Genomic DNA, 17,413 nt, shown 5'->3' with positions numbered 1-17,413 from the left:
GTGGCAGATCGGTTGTATGATTACAGCGATTAAAAATAAGCAACAAAAAAGGAAGAGTTTCAGTGCTCTTCCTTTTTTAGGGTCTGACGGTTTACTGCTAACTTGTACGCTTCACTGCCATGTGAGCCAAGGTAACTAGCGCTTGCTTATAATCCGATTCAGGAAGAATCGCGAGTTCAGCAATCGCTTTATCTGCTTCATCGAGTGCTCTTTGCGTGGTGTACTCTAAAGAACCTGCGTCTTTCATTACAGTAAGGATTTCTTCAAGTCGGTCCATTCCGTTGGCTTTTTCTATGGCCTCACGAATCATCAGTGCATTCTCTGGAGTGGTATTTCGCATTGCATGAAGTAGGGGAAGCGTTGGTTTGCCTTCAGCCAAATCATCACCAACGTTTTTACCCATATCCTCACCGTCAGACGTGTAATCCATCACGTCGTCGATCAGTTGGAAAGCGGTGCCTAGATATTTACCATAATTTTGTAGTGCGACTTCAACTTCTTCTGGTGCTTCGTTCAAGATGGCACCAATTTGGGTCGCAGATTCAAACAAGCGTGCGGTCTTAGAGTAAATGACCTGCATGTAGCTTTCTTCTGTGGTGTCAGGATCATTGCAGTTCATTAACTGCTGAACCTCACCCTCTGCGATCACATTAACTGCTTCACTCATTAGCTTAAGGATCTTCATTGATCCTAGCTCTGTCATCATTTGAAATGAGCGAGTATAGATAAAATCCCCAACAAGTACGCTAGCGGCGTTGCCAAATGCAGCATTGGCGGTCGCTTTACCACGTCGCATATCTGATTCATCGACGACGTCATCATGCAGCAAAGTTGCTGTATGGATGAACTCGATAAACGCCGCCGCCATGGTATGTCCACTACCTTGGTAGCCAAGTGCACGCGCTGACAATATTGCCAGAAGCGGTCTTAGGCGTTTGCCTCCACCACTCACGATATAAAAACCGAGTTGGTTGATTAAAGAGACATCAGAATTTAGTTGGGCTTGAATTGTTTCATTCACTTTTGCCATGTCATCGGCAGTAAGCGCTTGGATAGTTTTAAAATCCATCGTATATCCGGCTGAAGTTAGACCCTGCAAGGCTTATTCGAATTGTATAATTGTCGAATAATACACTAAAAAACGTTGATTAATACATTACTAAAGGGCATGATTGCCGCACTTTTCTTTGGCGATTAGCTTTTCGCCAATTATTTCAAAATATGGCTTGTCATAGGGGCATCTCTTCTGTAGAATCTGCGCCCTATTGATGATTAGTTTAGCGCACACCCTAGCTCAAGTAATGATTGCAGGCTGTGCGGAAAAAGCGGAGTAAAATATGTACGCTGTTTTCCAATCTGGTGGTAAACAACACCGTGTAAGCGAAGGTCAAACTCTTCGTTTAGAGAAATTAGACGTTGAAACTGGTGCAACTGTAGAATTTGATAAAGTTCTTCTTGTTGCTAACGGCGAAGACATCAAAGTTGGTGCTCCTCTTGTTGAGGGCGGCAAAGTTGTTGCTGAAGTTGTACAACACGGTCGTGGCGATAAAGTTAAAATCGTTAAGTTCCGTCGTCGTAAGCACTCTCGTAAGCAACAGGGTCACCGTCAGTGGTTCACTGAAGTGAAGATCACTGGTATCAACGCTTAATCTATTAGGAGAGTTCAACAATGGCACACAAAAAAGCTGGTGGTTCTACTCGTAACGGCCGCGATTCAGAAAGCAAACGCCTAGGTGTTAAGCGTTTCGGTGGTGAATCTGTTCTTGCAGGTAACATCATTGTTCGTCAACGTGGTACTAAGTTCCACGCTGGTAACAACGTAGGTATCGGTAAAGACCACACTCTATTCGCTCTTACTGAAGGTAAGGTGAAGTTCGAGGTTAAAGGTCCTAAGAACCGTAAGTTTGTAAGCATCGAAGCTGAGTAATTTAACCTTTTGGTTAATTATTTGAGCTTGATAGCTGAATTTAAAAGCCCTGCCTATCCGGCGGGGTTTTTTATTTGTAGCAGTCGACATATCTAAGTTTCTTGCCTCAACGTTTTGGTTTTAGGTCTCTGGGTGCTTAGATCTGTCATCTGCTAGAATTGATTGATGGCAAATGAGATTTAATCCACGCACGAAGTAGTCGGAGTAAAAGATGAAGTTCGTAGATGAAGCGGTAGTAAAAGTTCAGGCTGGTGACGGCGGTAGCGGCGTTGTTAGTTTCTGGCGTGAAAAATTCATCACCAAGGGCGGCCCTGACGGCGGCGACGGTGGTGACGGCGGTGATGTATACATCCAAGCTGATGAAAACCTAAATACCCTGATCGATTACCGTTTCCAACGCTTTTACGAAGCAGAACGCGGTGAAAATGGTCGCGGTGGTAACTGTACGGGTAAACGTGGTAAAGACATCACGATGCGTGTTCCTGTAGGTACGCGTGCAGTTGATATCCATACTAACGAAATTGTTGCAGAAGTTGCTGAACACGGCAAAAAAGTAATGGTTGCGAAAGGCGGCTGGCACGGCCTTGGTAACACACGTTTTAAATCTTCAGTAAACCGCGCCCCTCGTCAGAGAACGCTGGGTACAAAAGGTGAAATTCGTGAAATCCGTCTAGAGCTATTGTTGCTTGCGGATGTGGGTATGCTTGGCCTACCAAATGCGGGTAAATCTACTTTTATCCGCGCAGTATCAGCAGCAAAACCAAAAGTAGCCGATTACCCATTTACAACTCTAATCCCAAGTTTGGGTGTTGTGAGTGTGGTTCCTGAGAAGAGCTTTGTGGTTGCAGACATCCCAGGTCTTATCGAAGGCGCTGCTGACGGTGCAGGTCTAGGTATTCGTTTCTTGAAGCACCTTGAGCGTTGTCGTGTATTGCTGCACATGATTGACATCATGCCGATTGATCAGTCAGATCCAGTTCAAAATGCGTTAACGATCATTGATGAACTTGAGCAATACAGTGAGAAGCTTGCGAATAAACCTCGTTGGTTAGTATTCAATAAAACGGATCTAATGCCAGAAGAAGAGGCTAATGAGCAAATTCAAGCGATCTTGGATGCGTTAGGTTGGGAAGACGAGTACTTCAAGATCTCTGCGATCAACCGCGCAGGTACGAAAGAGCTTTGCTACAAGTTAGCTGAATTTATGGAAAACCTACCTCGTGAAGAGGAAGAAGTTGCTGAAGAAGATAAAGTTAACTTCATGTGGGATGATTACCATAAAGACGCAATGGCTGGTAAAGACGTTATCACTGAAGATGATGAAGACGATTGGGATGATTGGGACGATGAAGAAGACGACGGTCACGTTGTTTACGTCCGCGACTAATCACTAGCACATTCATTAAAGCCGCAATATTTATTGCGGCTTTTTTTGTATCTAAATCATGTTTACAGAGTGTGATTTGCGGCACAATAACACTCCGTTTAGGACTAAAAGGATTGAGATGTCTTTATGACAATGGAAGTTATGTCGTCAGAAGAGCTGGCAACAATAAATCAAAGAACCATTTCACGGCTTGTCGCACAAGCTGGTCAAATGCTGCTCGCGCATGGTGCCGAAAGTACCTTGGTGAGTGATATTATGCGTCGTATTGGTCTTGCTTGTGGGGTCAATGAAGTTGAAGTGGCGTTATCGGCCAACGCATTAGTCGTCACAACCGTGATGGGTGATCATTGTATTACCACGACGCGAAGCTGCGCAGATCGCGGGATCAATATGCGGGTGATAACGCAGATCCAGCGGATCTGTATTATGATGGAACGCGGTCTGCTTGACGTAAAAATGGCGCAGAAAAAGCTTAACACCATTAGCCCGGAACGTTATAACCGTTGGTTAGTGGTATTCATGATAGGTCTTTCTTGTGCGGCATTCAGTCACCTTGCGGGAGGGGATTTAGGCGTGTTTGCCATGACATTCCTTGCTTCTGCTGGTGGGATGATCGTTCGACAAGAAATTGGTCATCGCCACTTTAATCCTTTACTTAATTTCGCGGTTACCGCTTTCGTTACAACGCTTATTTCTGCTCAAGCGGTGATCTTTGATATTGGTAATTTACCGACCGTCGCCATGGCATCATCGGTATTGATGTTGGTTCCCGGCTTTCCACTCATTAACTCAGTTGCTGATATGCTGAAAGGGCACATTAATATGGGGATTGCTCGCTTCACTATGGCCAGCTTGCTAACGCTAGCAACTTGCCTCGGAATTGTCGCTGCGATGGAAGTAACGGGTATTTGGGGGTGGATGAGCTAATGAGTGCCTTTGATTTAGCCTTAGGGCTCTTAAACGATATGTTCTTCGCTGCTATTCCTGCGGTTGGCTTTGCAATGGTATTTAACGTGCCACAAAATGCACTCAAGTATTGCGCGATGGGTGGTGCGATTGGTCACGGTAGCCGGTATTTGATGATGCATTTCGGGTTATCAATTGAATGGGCGACGTTTTTTGCTGCAACGTTAGTCGGCATGATTGGTGTGCTCTGGTCACGCCGTTTCCTCGCTCACCCTAAAGTCTTTACTGTTGCAGCGTTAATTCCTATGGTTCCGGGCGTATTTGCTTATAAAGCGATGATTGCTATGGTGGAGATAAACCACTTAGGTTATTCGCCGGAGCTTATTGCGACGTGCATGGAAAACTTTCTTAAAGCGATGTTTATTATTGCAGGTTTGGCGGTTGGCTTAGCCGTTCCGGGACTGTTATTCTATCGTCGAAGACCCATAGTTTAAGGATCCAACATGATCATCAGTATGATTGCTGCGATGGCAGACAACCGAATCATCGGCAAAGACAACCAGATGCCTTGGCACCTTCCTGCCGATTTTGCATGGTTTAAGCGCTGCACCATGGGCAAACCGGTTGTGATGGGGCGTAAGACTTATGACTCTATCGGGCGTCCTTTACCTGGTCGTTTGAATATCGTAATTAGTCGCGATGCTTCACTTTCAATTGAAGGAGTAACAACCGTAACTTCGATTGAACAAGCGCTTGAGGTTGCAGGTTTGGTAGAAGAAGTGATGATCATTGGCGGTGGTGCTATTTACGCGGCTTGCCTGCCAATGGCAAACAAACTGTATGTGACCCATATAGAAGCTGAAGTTGAGGGAGATACTCAGTTCCCACGATGGAGCAATGACTTCAAAGAAACTTATTCTGAAACGTACCAAGCGGATGAGAAAAACGCTTATAACATGCGTTTTACGATTTTAGAAAAGTAATCGAATTGAATAAGAAAAGCACCGAGTCCTCGGTGCTTTTTTGTATGAATAAGTAGTAAAGGAGTACGATTAACTTAGCGCTTCTTGAGTAAAGACTTGCTTATCTTCCCAACGAATCATAGTTAGTGATCCCCCCCAAACGCAGCCGGTATCAAGGCCAATAATGCTCTCATCAATATGCCCTTGTAGCGCAGCCCAGTGACCAAATAGAACGGTTTTTTCTAGAGGCACTCGTTGTGGTAGTTTAAACCATGGCACAAGTTCATCTTCTGACACTTCTTGCGGTGGTAATTTACAATCCATATCCAAGCGACCATCAGGAAAGCAAAAACGCATACGAGTAAACGCATTGATGATGTAGCGGTAGCGGTCGAGCCCTGAGAGGGAGCCATCCCATAGGTCTGGTTGGTTGCTGTACATGTTTTCTAGCAGCCAAGGTAATTGGTCGCTTTGAATGATGTTTTCTACTTCACGAGCACAGGCTCTGGCTGTCGGTAAGTCCCATTGAGGTGAAATACCTGCGTGGCACATGACAAACTCTTTATGCTCTTCTAAAAGCGGCTGTTGGGCAAGCCAAGCCAGCAGTTCTTCTTTGTCTGGCGCTGAGAAGATAGGCGCGGTTTTGTCCTTATCTTTGACTTTCTTCAATCCTTGCGAAACCGCCATAAGGTGCAGATCATGATTTCCCAGTACGACTTTAGCGCTGTCACCAAGAGACTTTATAAAACGCAATGTTTCTAGTGACTTAGGTCCTCTTGCTACTAGGTCGCCAGCAAGCCAAAGCTGGTCATCTTGTTTTGAGAATTTAACATGTTCTAGTAGCTGCTGTAATTCATCAAAACAGCCTTGGATATCACCAACAATATAGGTAGCCACTGAGTCTCCTGATTAATTTAAGACGTTTGGAACAGCGAGACGGAATGGTTCGATCTCGGTAATAAATTCCTGTCCCTTTTCATCCAGCATGACATAGTGGCCTTGCATGACCCCAACGGGCGTTTCTATTGCAGTACCACTATTGTAGGTGTATTCATCGTTACTTGAGATGAATGGCTGCTGACCGACAACACCATCGCCCTCTACGGTCATTTGTTTGCCATTGGCATCGGTAATCAACCAACGTCGGCTGATCAATTGTACGGTTTGTTGGCTGAGGTTTTTAATGGTAATGACGTAAGCAAAAATGAAACGCTGAAGTTCTGGGTTGGACTGTTCTTCGATGTATTTGGTGTGAACTTGTATTTTAATGCAAGGTTGAATGACGTCCATGTACACTCCTTGATATACGTAATACCAATCGTAGTAAATAACACTTATTTATTGTGATTAGTATAGTAATAAGCCAAACCGGTAAAGGTTTGGCTTACTGTTATCGTTATTAGTGCTGCGGATTGTCCGCTAGCCAGTTCGCCATCGCGACAAACTGTTGCAGCGTTAGGTTTTCTGGACGCATGCTTGGATTAATACCTAGCTCTTCCAGAACCTCAACACTTAATAGTGATTTGTAGCAGTTACGAACGGTTTTGCGGCGTTGGTTAAACCCTTCGCGACAAACACGGTCCAACAAACGAAGATCTTTTGCTGGATGTGGCAGTACTTCGTAAGGCACCAAGCGAACAACCGCAGAGTCTACTTTTGGTGGTGGAACAAACGCTGTTGGTGGCACTTCTAGTACAGGAACAACTTTACAGTAGTACTGCGCCATTACCGTTAAACGGCCATATGCTTTACTACCAGGACCTGCTGCTAAACGGTTAACCACTTCTTTTTGAAGCATAAAGTGCATGTCTTGAACATCTTTATGGAATTCAAACAGGTGGAACATCAGCGGCGTAGAGATGTTGTAAGGCAAGTTACCAAAGATACGTAGTTTGTTGTTTGGCTTCACGAGTTGGTTGAAGTCGAAACGCATCGCATCGCCTTCATGAATCGTCAGTTTGTCTGCCAATTCTGGGTGATTACGTAAACGTTCTGCTAAGTCGCGGTCTAATTCAATAACCGTGAATTTGTCGACTTCACGACCAACAGGCTCGGTGATTGCACCAAGGCCAGGGCCGATCTCAACCAGGTTTTGACCTGGTCTTGGGTTAATTGCTGATACGATGCCATCAATAATGTATGGGTCGTTCAGGAAGTTTTGACCAAAACGTTTACGCGCTTTGTGTCCTAAATGGACATCATTTCTCATTGTTTCTTCTCTACCAATTCTATCGCATGCGTGAGCGCTGTTCGGAAGCTCCCTGTATCCGCTTGACCTGTCCCTGCCAGTTCTAATGCAGTACCGTGATCTACCGAGGTTCTTATAAAAGGTAGACCAAGAGTAATGTTTACTGAACGACCAAAGCCTTTGTATTTTAATACTGGCAACACTTGGTCGTGGTACATACCTAAAACAGCATCAGCATCGTTTAAATACTTTTCATTGAAAATAGTATCTGCCGGCAATGGGCCGATCAGATTGATTCCTTTTTCTTGTCGAATCTTTTCCAATGTTGGAGTGATGGTTTCGATCTCTTCTCGACCTAAACAGCCATCTTCTCCCGCATGTGGATTTAGCCCGCAAACATAGATGTTTGGCTTCGAGATGGCAAATTTTTCTACAAGGTCGTTATTCAGAATATCGATGATTTTTTCTAATCGTTCTTGCGTGACTGCTTTGGACACATACGCTAAAGGAATATGCGTTGTGACTAATGCAACGCGCAGACCTTCGGTGGCCAACATCATTACAACCAGTGGTGTGTTGGATTTCTCGGCGAAGAATTCGGTGTGGCCGCTAAAAGCGACACCAGAGCGATTAATCACCCCCTTATGTACAGGGCCGGTGACAATAGCATCAAATTCATCATTCATACAGCCCAAAGCGGCTCTTTCTAACGTTTTTAGTACGTAGTGGCCATTGGCTTCATTGAGTTGACCTGCAACGACATTTTCTGCCATCTCTATATGGTCAACAATCAACGTGCCAGCTTTTTGCGCTTTTGGCGCTTCTTTAGGATTGTAATCAGTCAGTTGGACATCAATGCCAAGTAAGTTAGCACGTGTCATCAACATATTTTTGTCGGCACAAACCACAATTTGATGTGCCCAGTCTTCTTTCGACAGGGCAAGCACTAAGTCTGGGCCGATCCCCGCAGGTTCCCCTGCGGTTACCACGATTCGGCGAATCGGATTAGTCGTCATCATTGTCATCCACGATTTCAACGAACGCACTCGCGCGTAGCTCTTGCATCCATGCGCCAGCTTCTTCATTAAATTTACGGTTAAATAGAATACGGTATGCTTTGTTTTTCATTGCTGAGTCGGTGCGGTCAACTTGACGGCGATCGAGTACTTCAACAATGTGCCAGCCATGAACCGTCTTGAAAGGTTCGCTGATCGAGCCGACAGGTAACGTTTCTACTTGGTGTTTAAATTCTGGTACGTATAAATCAGGTGTTTGGTAACCTAACTCACCGTCTTGTGCCGCTGAACCTGGGTCTTGGCTGTACTGTGTTGCAAGTTCAGCAAAGGTCGCCTCACCTGCTTTAATGCGACGAATAAATTCATTCAGCTCTTTTTTCGCACCATGTCACTTAAGATGACGGTCGGTTTGATCAGAATGTGACGAGCGTTGACTTCGGTTACCGCGACAGTTTCAAGACCTTTTACATCTTCAATCTTTAGAATATGGAAGCCTACGCCACTACGGAATGGGCCAATGATGCTGCCTTTGTTTTGCATCTTGATTTGGTCAGCAAAGATGGTTGGCATTTCTTCTTTACGCATCCAACCCCAATCACCGCCTTGTAGTGCTTTTGGACCTTTTGAGTAGGTGTAAGCCATTTCAGAGAAATTAGCGCCGTCTTTTAGTTTCTTAACCAATTCATTGGCTTCCGCTTCAACCTCTGATTTGTCTTTATCATCAGTGAAACGCAACTGGATATGACCAACCTTGTATTGGACAGTCGCGTTAGTTTGTTGAGAAAGCTGTTCGGCTAATGAATCCACCTCTGCCGGTAGAATGTTGATACGACGACGAACTAATGCATTGCGAGCTTCAGATGCAGCAAGTTCTTTGCGGATTTGCTCACGAAACTCTGAGTAGCTTAATCCCTCTGCCTGAACAGAAGCGGACAGTTGTTCCACCGTTTGATTGTTGTTACGAGCAATCTCTGCAATCGCTTGGTTTAGTCGGTTGTCATCAATACGTACACCAATGCGCTCGGCTTCTTGGCCTTGAAGCGTGTCAATAATGAGTTTTTCTACAACTTGATCTTTTAGCACGCTTGCAGAGGGAATGTTCTGACCACTTTGACGAGCGTTAGCTTGTAGCGTTTTCATCGCTGTATTGATGTCACTTTGTAGAATTACGCCATCGTTTACGATGACAGCAACCTTATCGAGTTCGACCGGCGCAGCTACAGCACCGCATGAAAGTAGGGTTGTGAAAATGATCGATTTCCAGATTTTCATTTAAAATTCCGTTAGTCATGTCAATTAAGCGTCTTGCTATTGGTTAAGACGCTTAAATCGATTAATTGTTCAGATAGAATGGGCGACCGTATTTGATCGCGTTGTCTGACCCATCTAGTTCTTTCGCTGCTGTTGCCGCTCTTTCTGAGGTTGCAAAGCCTTGAATACCAAAGTTTACACTGATGTTATTTTCGTACTCTGGTGACGCATCTTCGCTGCCAATAACATTGCCATCCCAACCAAGTAATTGATTTGAATAAGTAAAGCCAATATACCAGCAATCTGATTGATAACGCAGGCTCGCAAGCCATTCCAATGTGTTACTCTCATTTAGATCGTAATAGTACTGACCGCTTGCCGACCATCTTGGGTTAAACTCGTACGCCGTGACAATACCAGCCTGAGAGATGCCTTTGCGTGTCACCCTTGACCAGTCTGTTCTCGCGTCATCGTTATTTTGTACGGTGTTGGTAATGTAATCCAAAGTGACATAACGATAGTTACCTTGGATAAAGCCGCCCTCATACTGATATTCCAGTGTGCTGTTGGCAAGCTGCATTTCGCCAAGGTCGACATCGTATTGAATGCCACCGTGATAGAACAAGTAGTCGTTGTAGTTGAAGTCCGCCTCTATGGCCCAAGAGGAGTAATTGGTTGCGCTTGAATCAGACGCATTATCTTGAGACTTCTTGTTAAATTTAGTGTCTTTGTTGATGTAATAAATTTGTCCAAATGAGATGTTTAGACGTTCTTTATAATCTTCATCGAAGAAGCGAGTACTTGCACCGTAGCTCAATTGGTTGGCAGCGGCGATGAAGTCTAGACCACTGTATCGACGGCTACGGAACAAACCGTAATAATCGGTTTGCAGTTGTGTTGTGTCATAGTCGTAGATATTCGACTGATCTTCTTCAGGTATATACAAATACTGAATTTGAGGTTCAAGCGTTTGTGTATAGCCCTCGATAAAAGCGGTATCACGCTCAAGATATAGCTGAGCATGAGAGCGGAACTCTGGAATTACCCGTGATACGTTTTCATCTAACTGACTTTTGAGTTTTGCGTCAGTTAAGTTTGATATGTCTTGCGAGTAGTACGTTGAAAGAACGCGCGCTTCGGTGGTCCATGTCGCCCACGTATTCGACAATGGAATGGTTAATCCAGGCTCGATATGTACACGCGTCGCATTTGGTCTATCGGTGTCTTCAACCTCAAACCGGCTAATTTGGCTTTTTACGTCAAAGTTAACGTAGTTACCCCAAAGTGGTGTGTAGTAATTCAAATCAAACTGAGGAAGTAAGCGATATGGCTTGTTTTCGTCCGGTAATAAGATTTGGAAATCACGAACAGTTAAAGAAGCGTCCCAAAAATCAGAGCGATATTTCACCTGACCTTCTTGGATCAATTGGCCATCTTCACGATTACCAAGATCAGAGCTGAGGTCACGGAAGTAATCGATGTCGCTGACTCTCGAGTAATCTGCTTTTACCACCCAATGCTTGTTGATGATGCCATCGTGCTTAAATTGATAGCCCCAACGCGCTTCATCTTGATACTTTTTATCGCTGTTCATGTACTCAGTTTTGATTTCACCTTGGCCCCAACCATCGGTGAGGTAGCGAAAATCAGCATCGAGTTTTGTACCACGTTGCTGCATATATAACGTGGTCAGTGTCATGTCGTATTCTGGGGCAATATTCCAGTAAAACGGCACTTCAACCTCTAGACCATCACTTGAGCCATAGGACAATGATGGGAAGAGGAAACCAGTCTTACGGGTGTCGCCAATCGGCATGGTAAGATAAGGCACATAGAAAACAGGTACATCAAGTATTTCAAAGCGAGGGTGATGCAGTGTTGCTGTTTCTTCGTCTTGATCGACATCGATACCTGATGCCACTAAGCGCCAAGAGTTATCGCCTTGAGGGCAAGATGTGATAGAGCCATCCTCTAGCTCATAGACAGATTGGCCCGTGCGAGCAATATACGCCGCGGTTCCTCGTCCTTGCTGACATAGGAACTGGTAATCGGTGTTTTCTAGTGAGAACGTGTCTTGATTGATGTCATTCGTTACACGATCAGATCGTGCTTTAACTTGTCCATCATTGAACGTCACGTTACCTTCGGCGACAACGACATTATCTTGCTGATGAAGCGTCACGCTATCAGCGGTAATTTTTTTCGGACCTTGTGTTACTTCAACATTGCCCGAGTACTGTGCTTTGTCACCGTTGATTGCTTGTAGGCTGTCAGCTTGAACAACCACAGGGGCATTGAGTGCGTCCTCCTCACCACTTGCTGTGACCAGACATTGATCTGTGGTGGGCATTTCCTGCACACTATCTTGTATATTCACTTCAGCTTGTGTTGTGGGTACAAGCAAGGCGGTGCTGATAGAGGCCGCTAAAAATGTGCGGGAGAAATGTTGCATTGAATTGAACTTTCCTGTGTCACTAATACTCGATGGCTATAGGGCTAGTTGTTCCCGCGCAGAGATAGCCAAATGAATCAACAATCATTAGTATTTATCCCAGAGCATGGGTACGCTGTGGCATAATATTACTGACGATCGCTGAAAAGATGAGCAGGTAAAAAGACCTGACCAAATTTAAACTAATTCCATTATCATAAAGGAAATCGTTGCATCCGGCACTATAAGACCGCGGTCGTCGATAAAAATTCATTGATAGAGAACACATAATGCAGATTTTTGGCAAAATATTGGGTGCCTTTTTTGGCTTGTTGCTCGGTGGCCCATTTGGTTTGTTGCTTGGTCTATTTATTGGACATCAGTTTGATAAAGCTCGTCGATTGAGCCAAGCGGGCTTTTCTACTGGCGGTTTTGGTAAGGGGCCAAGCCAGGCGCAGCGACAAGAAGAGTTTTTCAAGGCGGCATTCGCGGTAATGGGACACGTGGCAAAAGCAAAAGGCCAAGTGACAAAAGAAGAAATTCAATTGGCCTCTGCCATGATGGAACGCATGAATTTGCACGGCGAGCAACGTCGTGCAGCGCAAGATGCGTTTCGAGAGGGCAAAGAAAGTGACTTCCCACTTGACGATGTATTGATGCGGGTAAAAACTTCATCTTCTGGTCGTTTTGATTTGTTGCAATTTTTCCTTGAGTTACAGATCTCTGCGGCATTTGCCGATGGTGCGGTTCACCCAAGTGAGCGTAATGTATTACACAAGATCGCACGTGGCTTAGGCTTTTCATCTGAACAATTAGAACGACGTTTGCATATGCAAGAAGCGGCTTTTCGCTTTCAAAGCCAAGGCGGTTTCCATGGTCAACAAGGCCAATATCAGTCATCAGATTGGCAGCAAGCTTCTCAGGCGGATAAGTTGTCAGATGCGTATGAAATTCTGGATGTGTCATCAGACGCAGATAGCAAAACCGTTAAGCGAGCTTATCGTAAATTGATGAATGAACATCACCCAGATAAATTGATGGCGAAAGGTTTACCGCCAGAGATGATGAACGTCGCGAAAGAAAAATCTCAAGAAATTCAAAACGCTTATGACCTGATTAAAAAGGTAAAAGGTTTTAAATAGGCCTCGGGCTTTTATCAATCAATGAAGAAAAGGGCACTCAGTGCCCTTTTTTGATGCTGGTGTCTTTTTGCTTTTGGGTTACAGGTGTCCAAATGCTTTTTTTAAGGAGTCAGAGAGTCAGAGAATTAAAGAAAGACTACTGTGCTTGATTTAAGCTCCAGTCATACTCGTATGTCACCTTTCCTGAGAAGTTTTTGTATTGCGGAGCGTACTTGGCAATATGGTTGAACAGTTGTTTTTCACCACCAAAGTCATTGGCAAACCACTCATAAATTGACGACAGTTGCGCGGTGTTACCTTGAACAGATACGCCTTTTTTGCTGTTGATGAATGTTTTTGCGGCGTTATCGAGTAGCGCTTGTGTGTTATCTGCGGTAAATGCCTGAGTTTGAAGATTTGGGCAGCCTAAACTCGCACAGTTCACGGCGTAATGGGTGCGAGGATCATTCCAAATTGGGCGCAAAATTCGGTGTTCGATGTCGTTTAAAGTCAGACTTTTACCGTTAATTACCACCACGTCTTCTCCCCAAGGCCCAAAGCTAAATAGGCCACCAAGTTTAGTAATTGATTCGACGGGGTAGTTGTCTAGGATTAGCTTTACCGTGATGGCGTTGTAAAGGTTCACCCAATACGCGTATTGTTCTGCTTGCTTGTATTGCAAAGGGTCGAGTTTCGCCAGTCGTTGGATGTACTGTTTCAATTTTGCTTTGTCGGCAGAAGACACCTTGTTATAGCGAAATAACGTATTTTCACCTTGTTCAACGAGGTAACTATCGAGCAGATGTTGCCACTCGTGATGAGATATTTGAGTTTGATTCGTTTCATTTGATTGTTTCCAATACGGCCACAAATCCGATTTAGGCGCAGAAAGTACCGAGAACGACACGAGGGCACACAATAGCATTAGCAGACGCTTCATAGGGATTCCTTAGGATTTAACCTTATTGATAGGGTAGACCTGCATTCGGCGGAATTTCTTTCTTGAAACTCTGGGAATAAAGTGAAAAAGGTTGGTACAGACCAACCTTTTTCGTTTGTTTGATTGAGAATCGAATTAGCTTAAGAAACTTGGAATATTCGCTTCGTACTCCGCAATCTTATCTTCGTGTTGTAAGGTTAGGCCAATATTGTCTAAACCGTTTAGCAAACAATGACGACGGAATGAGTCGATTTCAAAACCATACTCCTTGCCGTTGGCACGAACCACACTGGCCTCGAGATCCACTTCCACTTTAGCGCCCTCATGGGCTTCAACAAATTGGAAAATCTCATCTACTTCTTGCTCTGTAAGACGAACGGGTACCATTTGGTTGTTGATTGAGTTGCCGTAAAAAATATCGGCAAAGCTTGGGGCGATCATCGCTTTGATACCGTAATCGGCGAGTGCCCACGGCGCGTGCTCACGAGATGAGCCACAACCGAAGTTTTCACGTGCGAGCAAAATAGACGCGCCTTTATAGCGTGGGGCGTTCATTACGAATTCTGGGTTTGGCTGCTCGCCAGCATCATCTAGGAAACGCCAGTCATGGAACAAGTGCTTCCCAAAACCAAGGCGCGAAACCTTTTGTAGAAACTGTTTAGGAATAATGGCATCGGTATCTACGTTCGCTGCATCTAGAGGAACAACTAAGCCTGTGTGTTGTTTAAAACCTGACATCTGTTCTTTCCTCTAGTCCTGTTTATCAAAAAAAGCCAATTCACGAATATCAACGAAGTGACCCGCAATTGCTGCAGCCGCTGCCATCGCAGGGCTCACTAAGTGGGTACGTCCATCACGACCTTGGCGACCTTCAAAATTCCGGTTTGATGTTGACGCACAACGCTCATGAGGGCCGAGACGGTCGTTATTCATCGCTAAACACATGGAGCAGCCTGGTAAACGCCACTCAAAGCCTGCTTCTTTAAAGATAACGTCCAAACCCTCAGCTTCCGCTTGCGCTTTTACTTGCTCAGAACCAGGAACGATAAGTGCTTGAACGTGAGCGGCCACTTTACGGCCTTTTGCTACGTCTGCTGCTGCACGCATATCTTCAATACGTGAGTTAGTGCAAGAGCCAACGAAGACTTTATCCACGTTGTAATCCGATAATGATTTGCCTGCTTCTAGCCCCATGTAAGCGAGCGCTTTCTCTGCTGATGCTTTTTCTACTGGGTCTGAAAAGCTTTCTGGTGCTGGGATAGGTTGGTCTACCGCAATCACTTGGCCTGGGTTAGTGCCCCAAGTCACCTGTGGTTTTATGTCTGCTGCGTTTAGCGTTACGACGGCATCGAACTGGGCATCATCGTCAGTTTTTAGCGTTTTCCAATACTCAACGGCAGCATCAAAATCCGCCCCTTGAGGAGAAAACTTGCGGTCTTTGATGTATTCGAATGTGGTTTCATCAGGTGCAATCAAACCGGCTTTTGCGCCTAGTTCAATTGCCATGTTACATACGGTCATACGACCTTCCATAGAAAGATCAGTGATGGCTTCGCCACAAAACTCAACAACATAACCGGTGCCGCCAGCAGCAGTGGTTTCACCGATAATGGCTAACACGATATCTTTTGCAGTAATGCCCGATGCAACTTTGCCTTTCACTTCGATTTTCATCGTTTTTGCGCGCGCTTGTTTTAGTGTTTGTGTTGCTAATACGTGCTCAACTTCCGACGTACCGATACCAAAAGCGAGCGAACCAAACGCGCCGTGGGTGGCGGTGTGTGAGTCACCACAAACAATGGTCATGCCCGGAAGAGTAATCCCAAGTTCTGGGCCCATGACGTGCACAATCCCTTGGTATTTGTGGTTAATGTCGTAAAGGGTGACACCGAACTCTTCACAGTTTTTCGATAGCGTTTCCATCTGGATGCGCGCCATCTCACCAGAGGCATTAATGTCTTTGGTGGTGGTGGAAACATTGTGGTCCATGGTGGCAAATGTCTTGCTCACCTGACGCACTTGACGACCTTTCTCACGCAGACCATCAAATGCTTGAGGAGAGGTCACTTCATGAACCAAGTGTCGATCAATATAAAGAATTGGGTTTTCACCCTCAGCGGCAACGGCGACGTGCGCATCGTAAACCTTTTCGTAAAGCGTTTTAGCCATGCTCATTTACTTCCATGTAATTATTATGAATTTAGAATGTACTCAGCGATTTTATCGCCCATCTCTGACGTTGAAAGTGCTGGGTTATCACCCGCAAGATCACCGGTTAACTCTCCGGCAGAAAGCGCTTTAGAGACGGCATTTTCAATATCGAGTGCCGCCGCTTCTTCGCCAAGGCTGTAACGCAGCATCAAGGCTGCTGACAAGATTTGAGCGACAGGGTTTGCGATGTTCTTACCTGCGATGTCTGGTGCACTGCCGCCTGCTGGTTCGTACAGACCGAATTTGCTTTCGTTTAGGCTTGCTGATGGCAGCATACCCATAGAACCCGTGATCATCGCGCACTCATCAGAAATGATGTCGCCGAAGATGTTTGAGCACAGCATCACGTCAAACTGAGCAGGATCTTTGATTAGCTGCATGGTCGCGTTGTCGATATACATGTGGGATAGCTCAACATCAGGGTAATCTTTGGCAACCTGCTCAACAACTTCGCGCCATAGGATTGAACTTTGCAGAACGTTCGCTTTATCGATTGAACAGACTTTCTTACGGCGTAGACGAGCGGATTCAAAAGCAATTTTTGCTATGCGTTCGATCTCGAAACGATGGTAAACCTCGGTATCAAACGCTTTTTCTGTTGGCCCCTCACCTTCACGTCCCTTTGGTTGGCCAAAGTAGATACCACCCGTCAATTCGCGTACTACCACGATGTCGAAACCACGCCCAGAGATGTCTGCTCGCAATGGTGAGAACGCTTCTAGACCCGCATGGATTTGTGCCGGGCGAAGATTACAGAACAGTTGGAAGTGCTTACGTAGCGGCAGCAATGCGCCACGCTCTGGTTGGTCGTTGGCTGGTAAGTGTTCCCATTTCGGTCCACCGACAGAACCAAATAACACGGCATCAGACTCTTCACACGCTTTGACGGTACTCTCTGGAAGTGGGCAACCATGATTATCGATCGCGATACCGCCAACGTCATGCTCATCTCGCTCAAACGCAATGCCGTGTTTCTTTTCGATGGCGTCCAAGACTTTATGGGCTTGCGCCATTACCTCAGGGCCAATACCGTCACCAGGTAAAACGGCAATTTTGTATGATTTGTCTGTCAT

17 protein-coding genes and 1 pseudogene are annotated in these 17,413 nt (G+C 45.2%); 7 read left to right on the top strand and 11 right to left on the bottom strand.

Features of this window, described 5'->3' with window-relative positions:
- Positions 1-97 precede the first annotated feature (97 nt).
- Positions 98-1,069 carry an octaprenyl diphosphate synthase gene (gene ispB, locus KHN78_RS06115; RefSeq protein WP_211915470.1) on the bottom strand — a complete coding sequence of 324 codons (972 nt, stop codon included), beginning with the start codon at positions 1,067-1,069 and terminating at the stop codon, positions 98-100.
- Between the two features lie 268 nt (positions 1,070-1,337).
- Here ispB and rplU point away from each other — a divergent pair, with 268 nt between their 5' ends.
- The 6 genes from rplU (at position 1,338) to folA (ending at position 5,203) form a co-directional block, all read left to right on the top strand.
- Positions 1,338-1,649 carry a 50S ribosomal protein L21 gene (gene rplU / locus KHN78_RS06110; RefSeq protein WP_000271393.1) on the top strand — a complete coding sequence of 104 codons (312 nt, stop codon included), beginning with the start codon at positions 1,338-1,340 and terminating at the stop codon, positions 1,647-1,649.
- A gap of 20 nt (positions 1,650-1,669) precedes the next feature.
- Positions 1,670-1,927, top strand: a complete 258-nt coding sequence (gene rpmA, locus KHN78_RS06105) for a 50S ribosomal protein L27 (protein WP_005383095.1) — start codon at positions 1,670-1,672, stop codon at positions 1,925-1,927.
- Positions 1,928-2,138: 211 nt separating this feature from the next.
- Positions 2,139-3,314 (top strand): Obg family GTPase CgtA, encoded by a 1,176-nt coding sequence (cgtA, locus tag KHN78_RS06100; RefSeq protein WP_128811753.1) that lies wholly within the window; start codon positions 2,139-2,141, stop codon positions 3,312-3,314.
- Positions 3,315-3,440: 126 nt separating this feature from the next.
- Complete coding sequence (locus KHN78_RS06095; RefSeq protein ID WP_211915469.1) at positions 3,441-4,241, top strand: threonine/serine exporter family protein; 801 nt, start codon at positions 3,441-3,443, stop codon at positions 4,239-4,241.
- A complete protein-coding gene (locus KHN78_RS06090; protein WP_164837222.1) occupies positions 4,241-4,714 on the top strand; it encodes a threonine/serine exporter family protein in 474 nt (157 codons plus the stop codon). The genes KHN78_RS06095 and KHN78_RS06090 overlap by 1 nt, the downstream gene beginning before the upstream one ends.
- A gap of 9 nt (positions 4,715-4,723) precedes the next feature.
- On the top strand, positions 4,724-5,203 hold the full coding sequence (gene folA, locus KHN78_RS06085; RefSeq protein ID WP_211915468.1) for a type 3 dihydrofolate reductase: 480 nt from the start codon (positions 4,724-4,726) through the stop codon (positions 5,201-5,203).
- 69 nt (positions 5,204-5,272) lie between these two features.
- Here the strand turns inward: folA and apaH are convergent, their stop codons facing one another.
- The 6 genes and pseudogenes from apaH to lptD all read right to left on the bottom strand — a co-directional run bounded on the left by apaH (position 5,273) and on the right by lptD (position 12,089).
- A complete protein-coding gene (gene apaH, locus KHN78_RS06080; RefSeq protein ID WP_211915467.1) occupies positions 5,273-6,079 on the bottom strand; it encodes a bis(5'-nucleosyl)-tetraphosphatase (symmetrical) ApaH in 807 nt (268 codons plus the stop codon).
- A 12-nt stretch (positions 6,080-6,091) separates the two neighbouring features.
- Positions 6,092-6,472, bottom strand: coding sequence for a Co2+/Mg2+ efflux protein ApaG (apaG, locus tag KHN78_RS06075; RefSeq protein WP_128811748.1), 381 nt, complete (start codon positions 6,470-6,472; stop codon positions 6,092-6,094).
- Between the two features lie 109 nt (positions 6,473-6,581).
- A complete protein-coding gene (rsmA, locus tag KHN78_RS06070) occupies positions 6,582-7,391 on the bottom strand; it encodes a 16S rRNA (adenine(1518)-N(6)/adenine(1519)-N(6))-dimethyltransferase RsmA (protein WP_211915466.1) in 810 nt (269 codons plus the stop codon).
- Positions 7,388-8,386 carry a 4-hydroxythreonine-4-phosphate dehydrogenase PdxA gene (gene pdxA / locus KHN78_RS06065; RefSeq protein ID WP_211916518.1) on the bottom strand — a complete coding sequence of 333 codons (999 nt, stop codon included), beginning with the start codon at positions 8,384-8,386 and terminating at the stop codon, positions 7,388-7,390. Before pdxA ends, rsmA begins: the two co-directional genes overlap by 4 nt.
- A pseudogene (gene surA, locus KHN78_RS06060) lies at positions 8,376-9,658 on the bottom strand (peptidylprolyl isomerase SurA). The gene pdxA and the pseudogene surA overlap by 11 nt, the downstream one beginning before the upstream one ends.
- A 61-nt stretch (positions 9,659-9,719) precedes the next feature.
- The gene (gene lptD / locus KHN78_RS06055) at positions 9,720-12,089 is read right to left on the bottom strand and encodes an LPS assembly protein LptD (protein WP_211915465.1); all 2,370 of its coding nucleotides are present in this window, start codon (positions 12,087-12,089) and stop codon (positions 9,720-9,722) included.
- Positions 12,090-12,358: 269 nt separating this feature from the next.
- On the opposite strand from lptD, the gene djlA reads away from it, so the two are divergent.
- Entirely contained in the window at positions 12,359-13,210 is an 852-nt protein-coding gene (gene djlA / locus KHN78_RS06050; RefSeq protein ID WP_211915464.1) for a co-chaperone DjlA, read from the top strand.
- Between the two features lie 136 nt (positions 13,211-13,346).
- Here the strand turns inward: djlA and KHN78_RS06045 are convergent, their stop codons facing one another.
- The 4 genes from KHN78_RS06045 to leuB form a co-directional block, all read right to left on the bottom strand.
- On the bottom strand, positions 13,347-14,129 hold the full coding sequence (locus tag KHN78_RS06045; protein ID WP_211915463.1) for a DUF547 domain-containing protein: 783 nt from the start codon (positions 14,127-14,129) through the stop codon (positions 13,347-13,349).
- Between the two features lie 135 nt (positions 14,130-14,264).
- Positions 14,265-14,867 (bottom strand): 3-isopropylmalate dehydratase small subunit, encoded by a 603-nt coding sequence (leuD, locus tag KHN78_RS06040; protein WP_211915462.1) that lies wholly within the window; start codon positions 14,865-14,867, stop codon positions 14,265-14,267.
- Positions 14,868-14,879: 12 nt separating this feature from the next.
- Complete coding sequence (leuC, locus tag KHN78_RS06035) at positions 14,880-16,298, bottom strand: 3-isopropylmalate dehydratase large subunit (RefSeq protein ID WP_211915461.1); 1,419 nt, start codon at positions 16,296-16,298, stop codon at positions 14,880-14,882.
- 23 nt (positions 16,299-16,321) lie between these two features.
- Positions 16,322-17,413 (bottom strand): 3-isopropylmalate dehydrogenase, encoded by a 1,092-nt coding sequence (gene leuB / locus KHN78_RS06030; protein ID WP_211915460.1) that lies wholly within the window; start codon positions 17,411-17,413, stop codon positions 16,322-16,324.

The organism is Vibrio sp. B1REV9, assembly GCF_905175395.2.
GTDB lineage: Bacteria > Pseudomonadota > Gammaproteobacteria > Enterobacterales > Vibrionaceae > Vibrio > Vibrio alfacsensis.
Note: the sequence above shows the minus strand (reverse complement) of the source record. Positions and strands in the feature narration are given on the sequence as shown.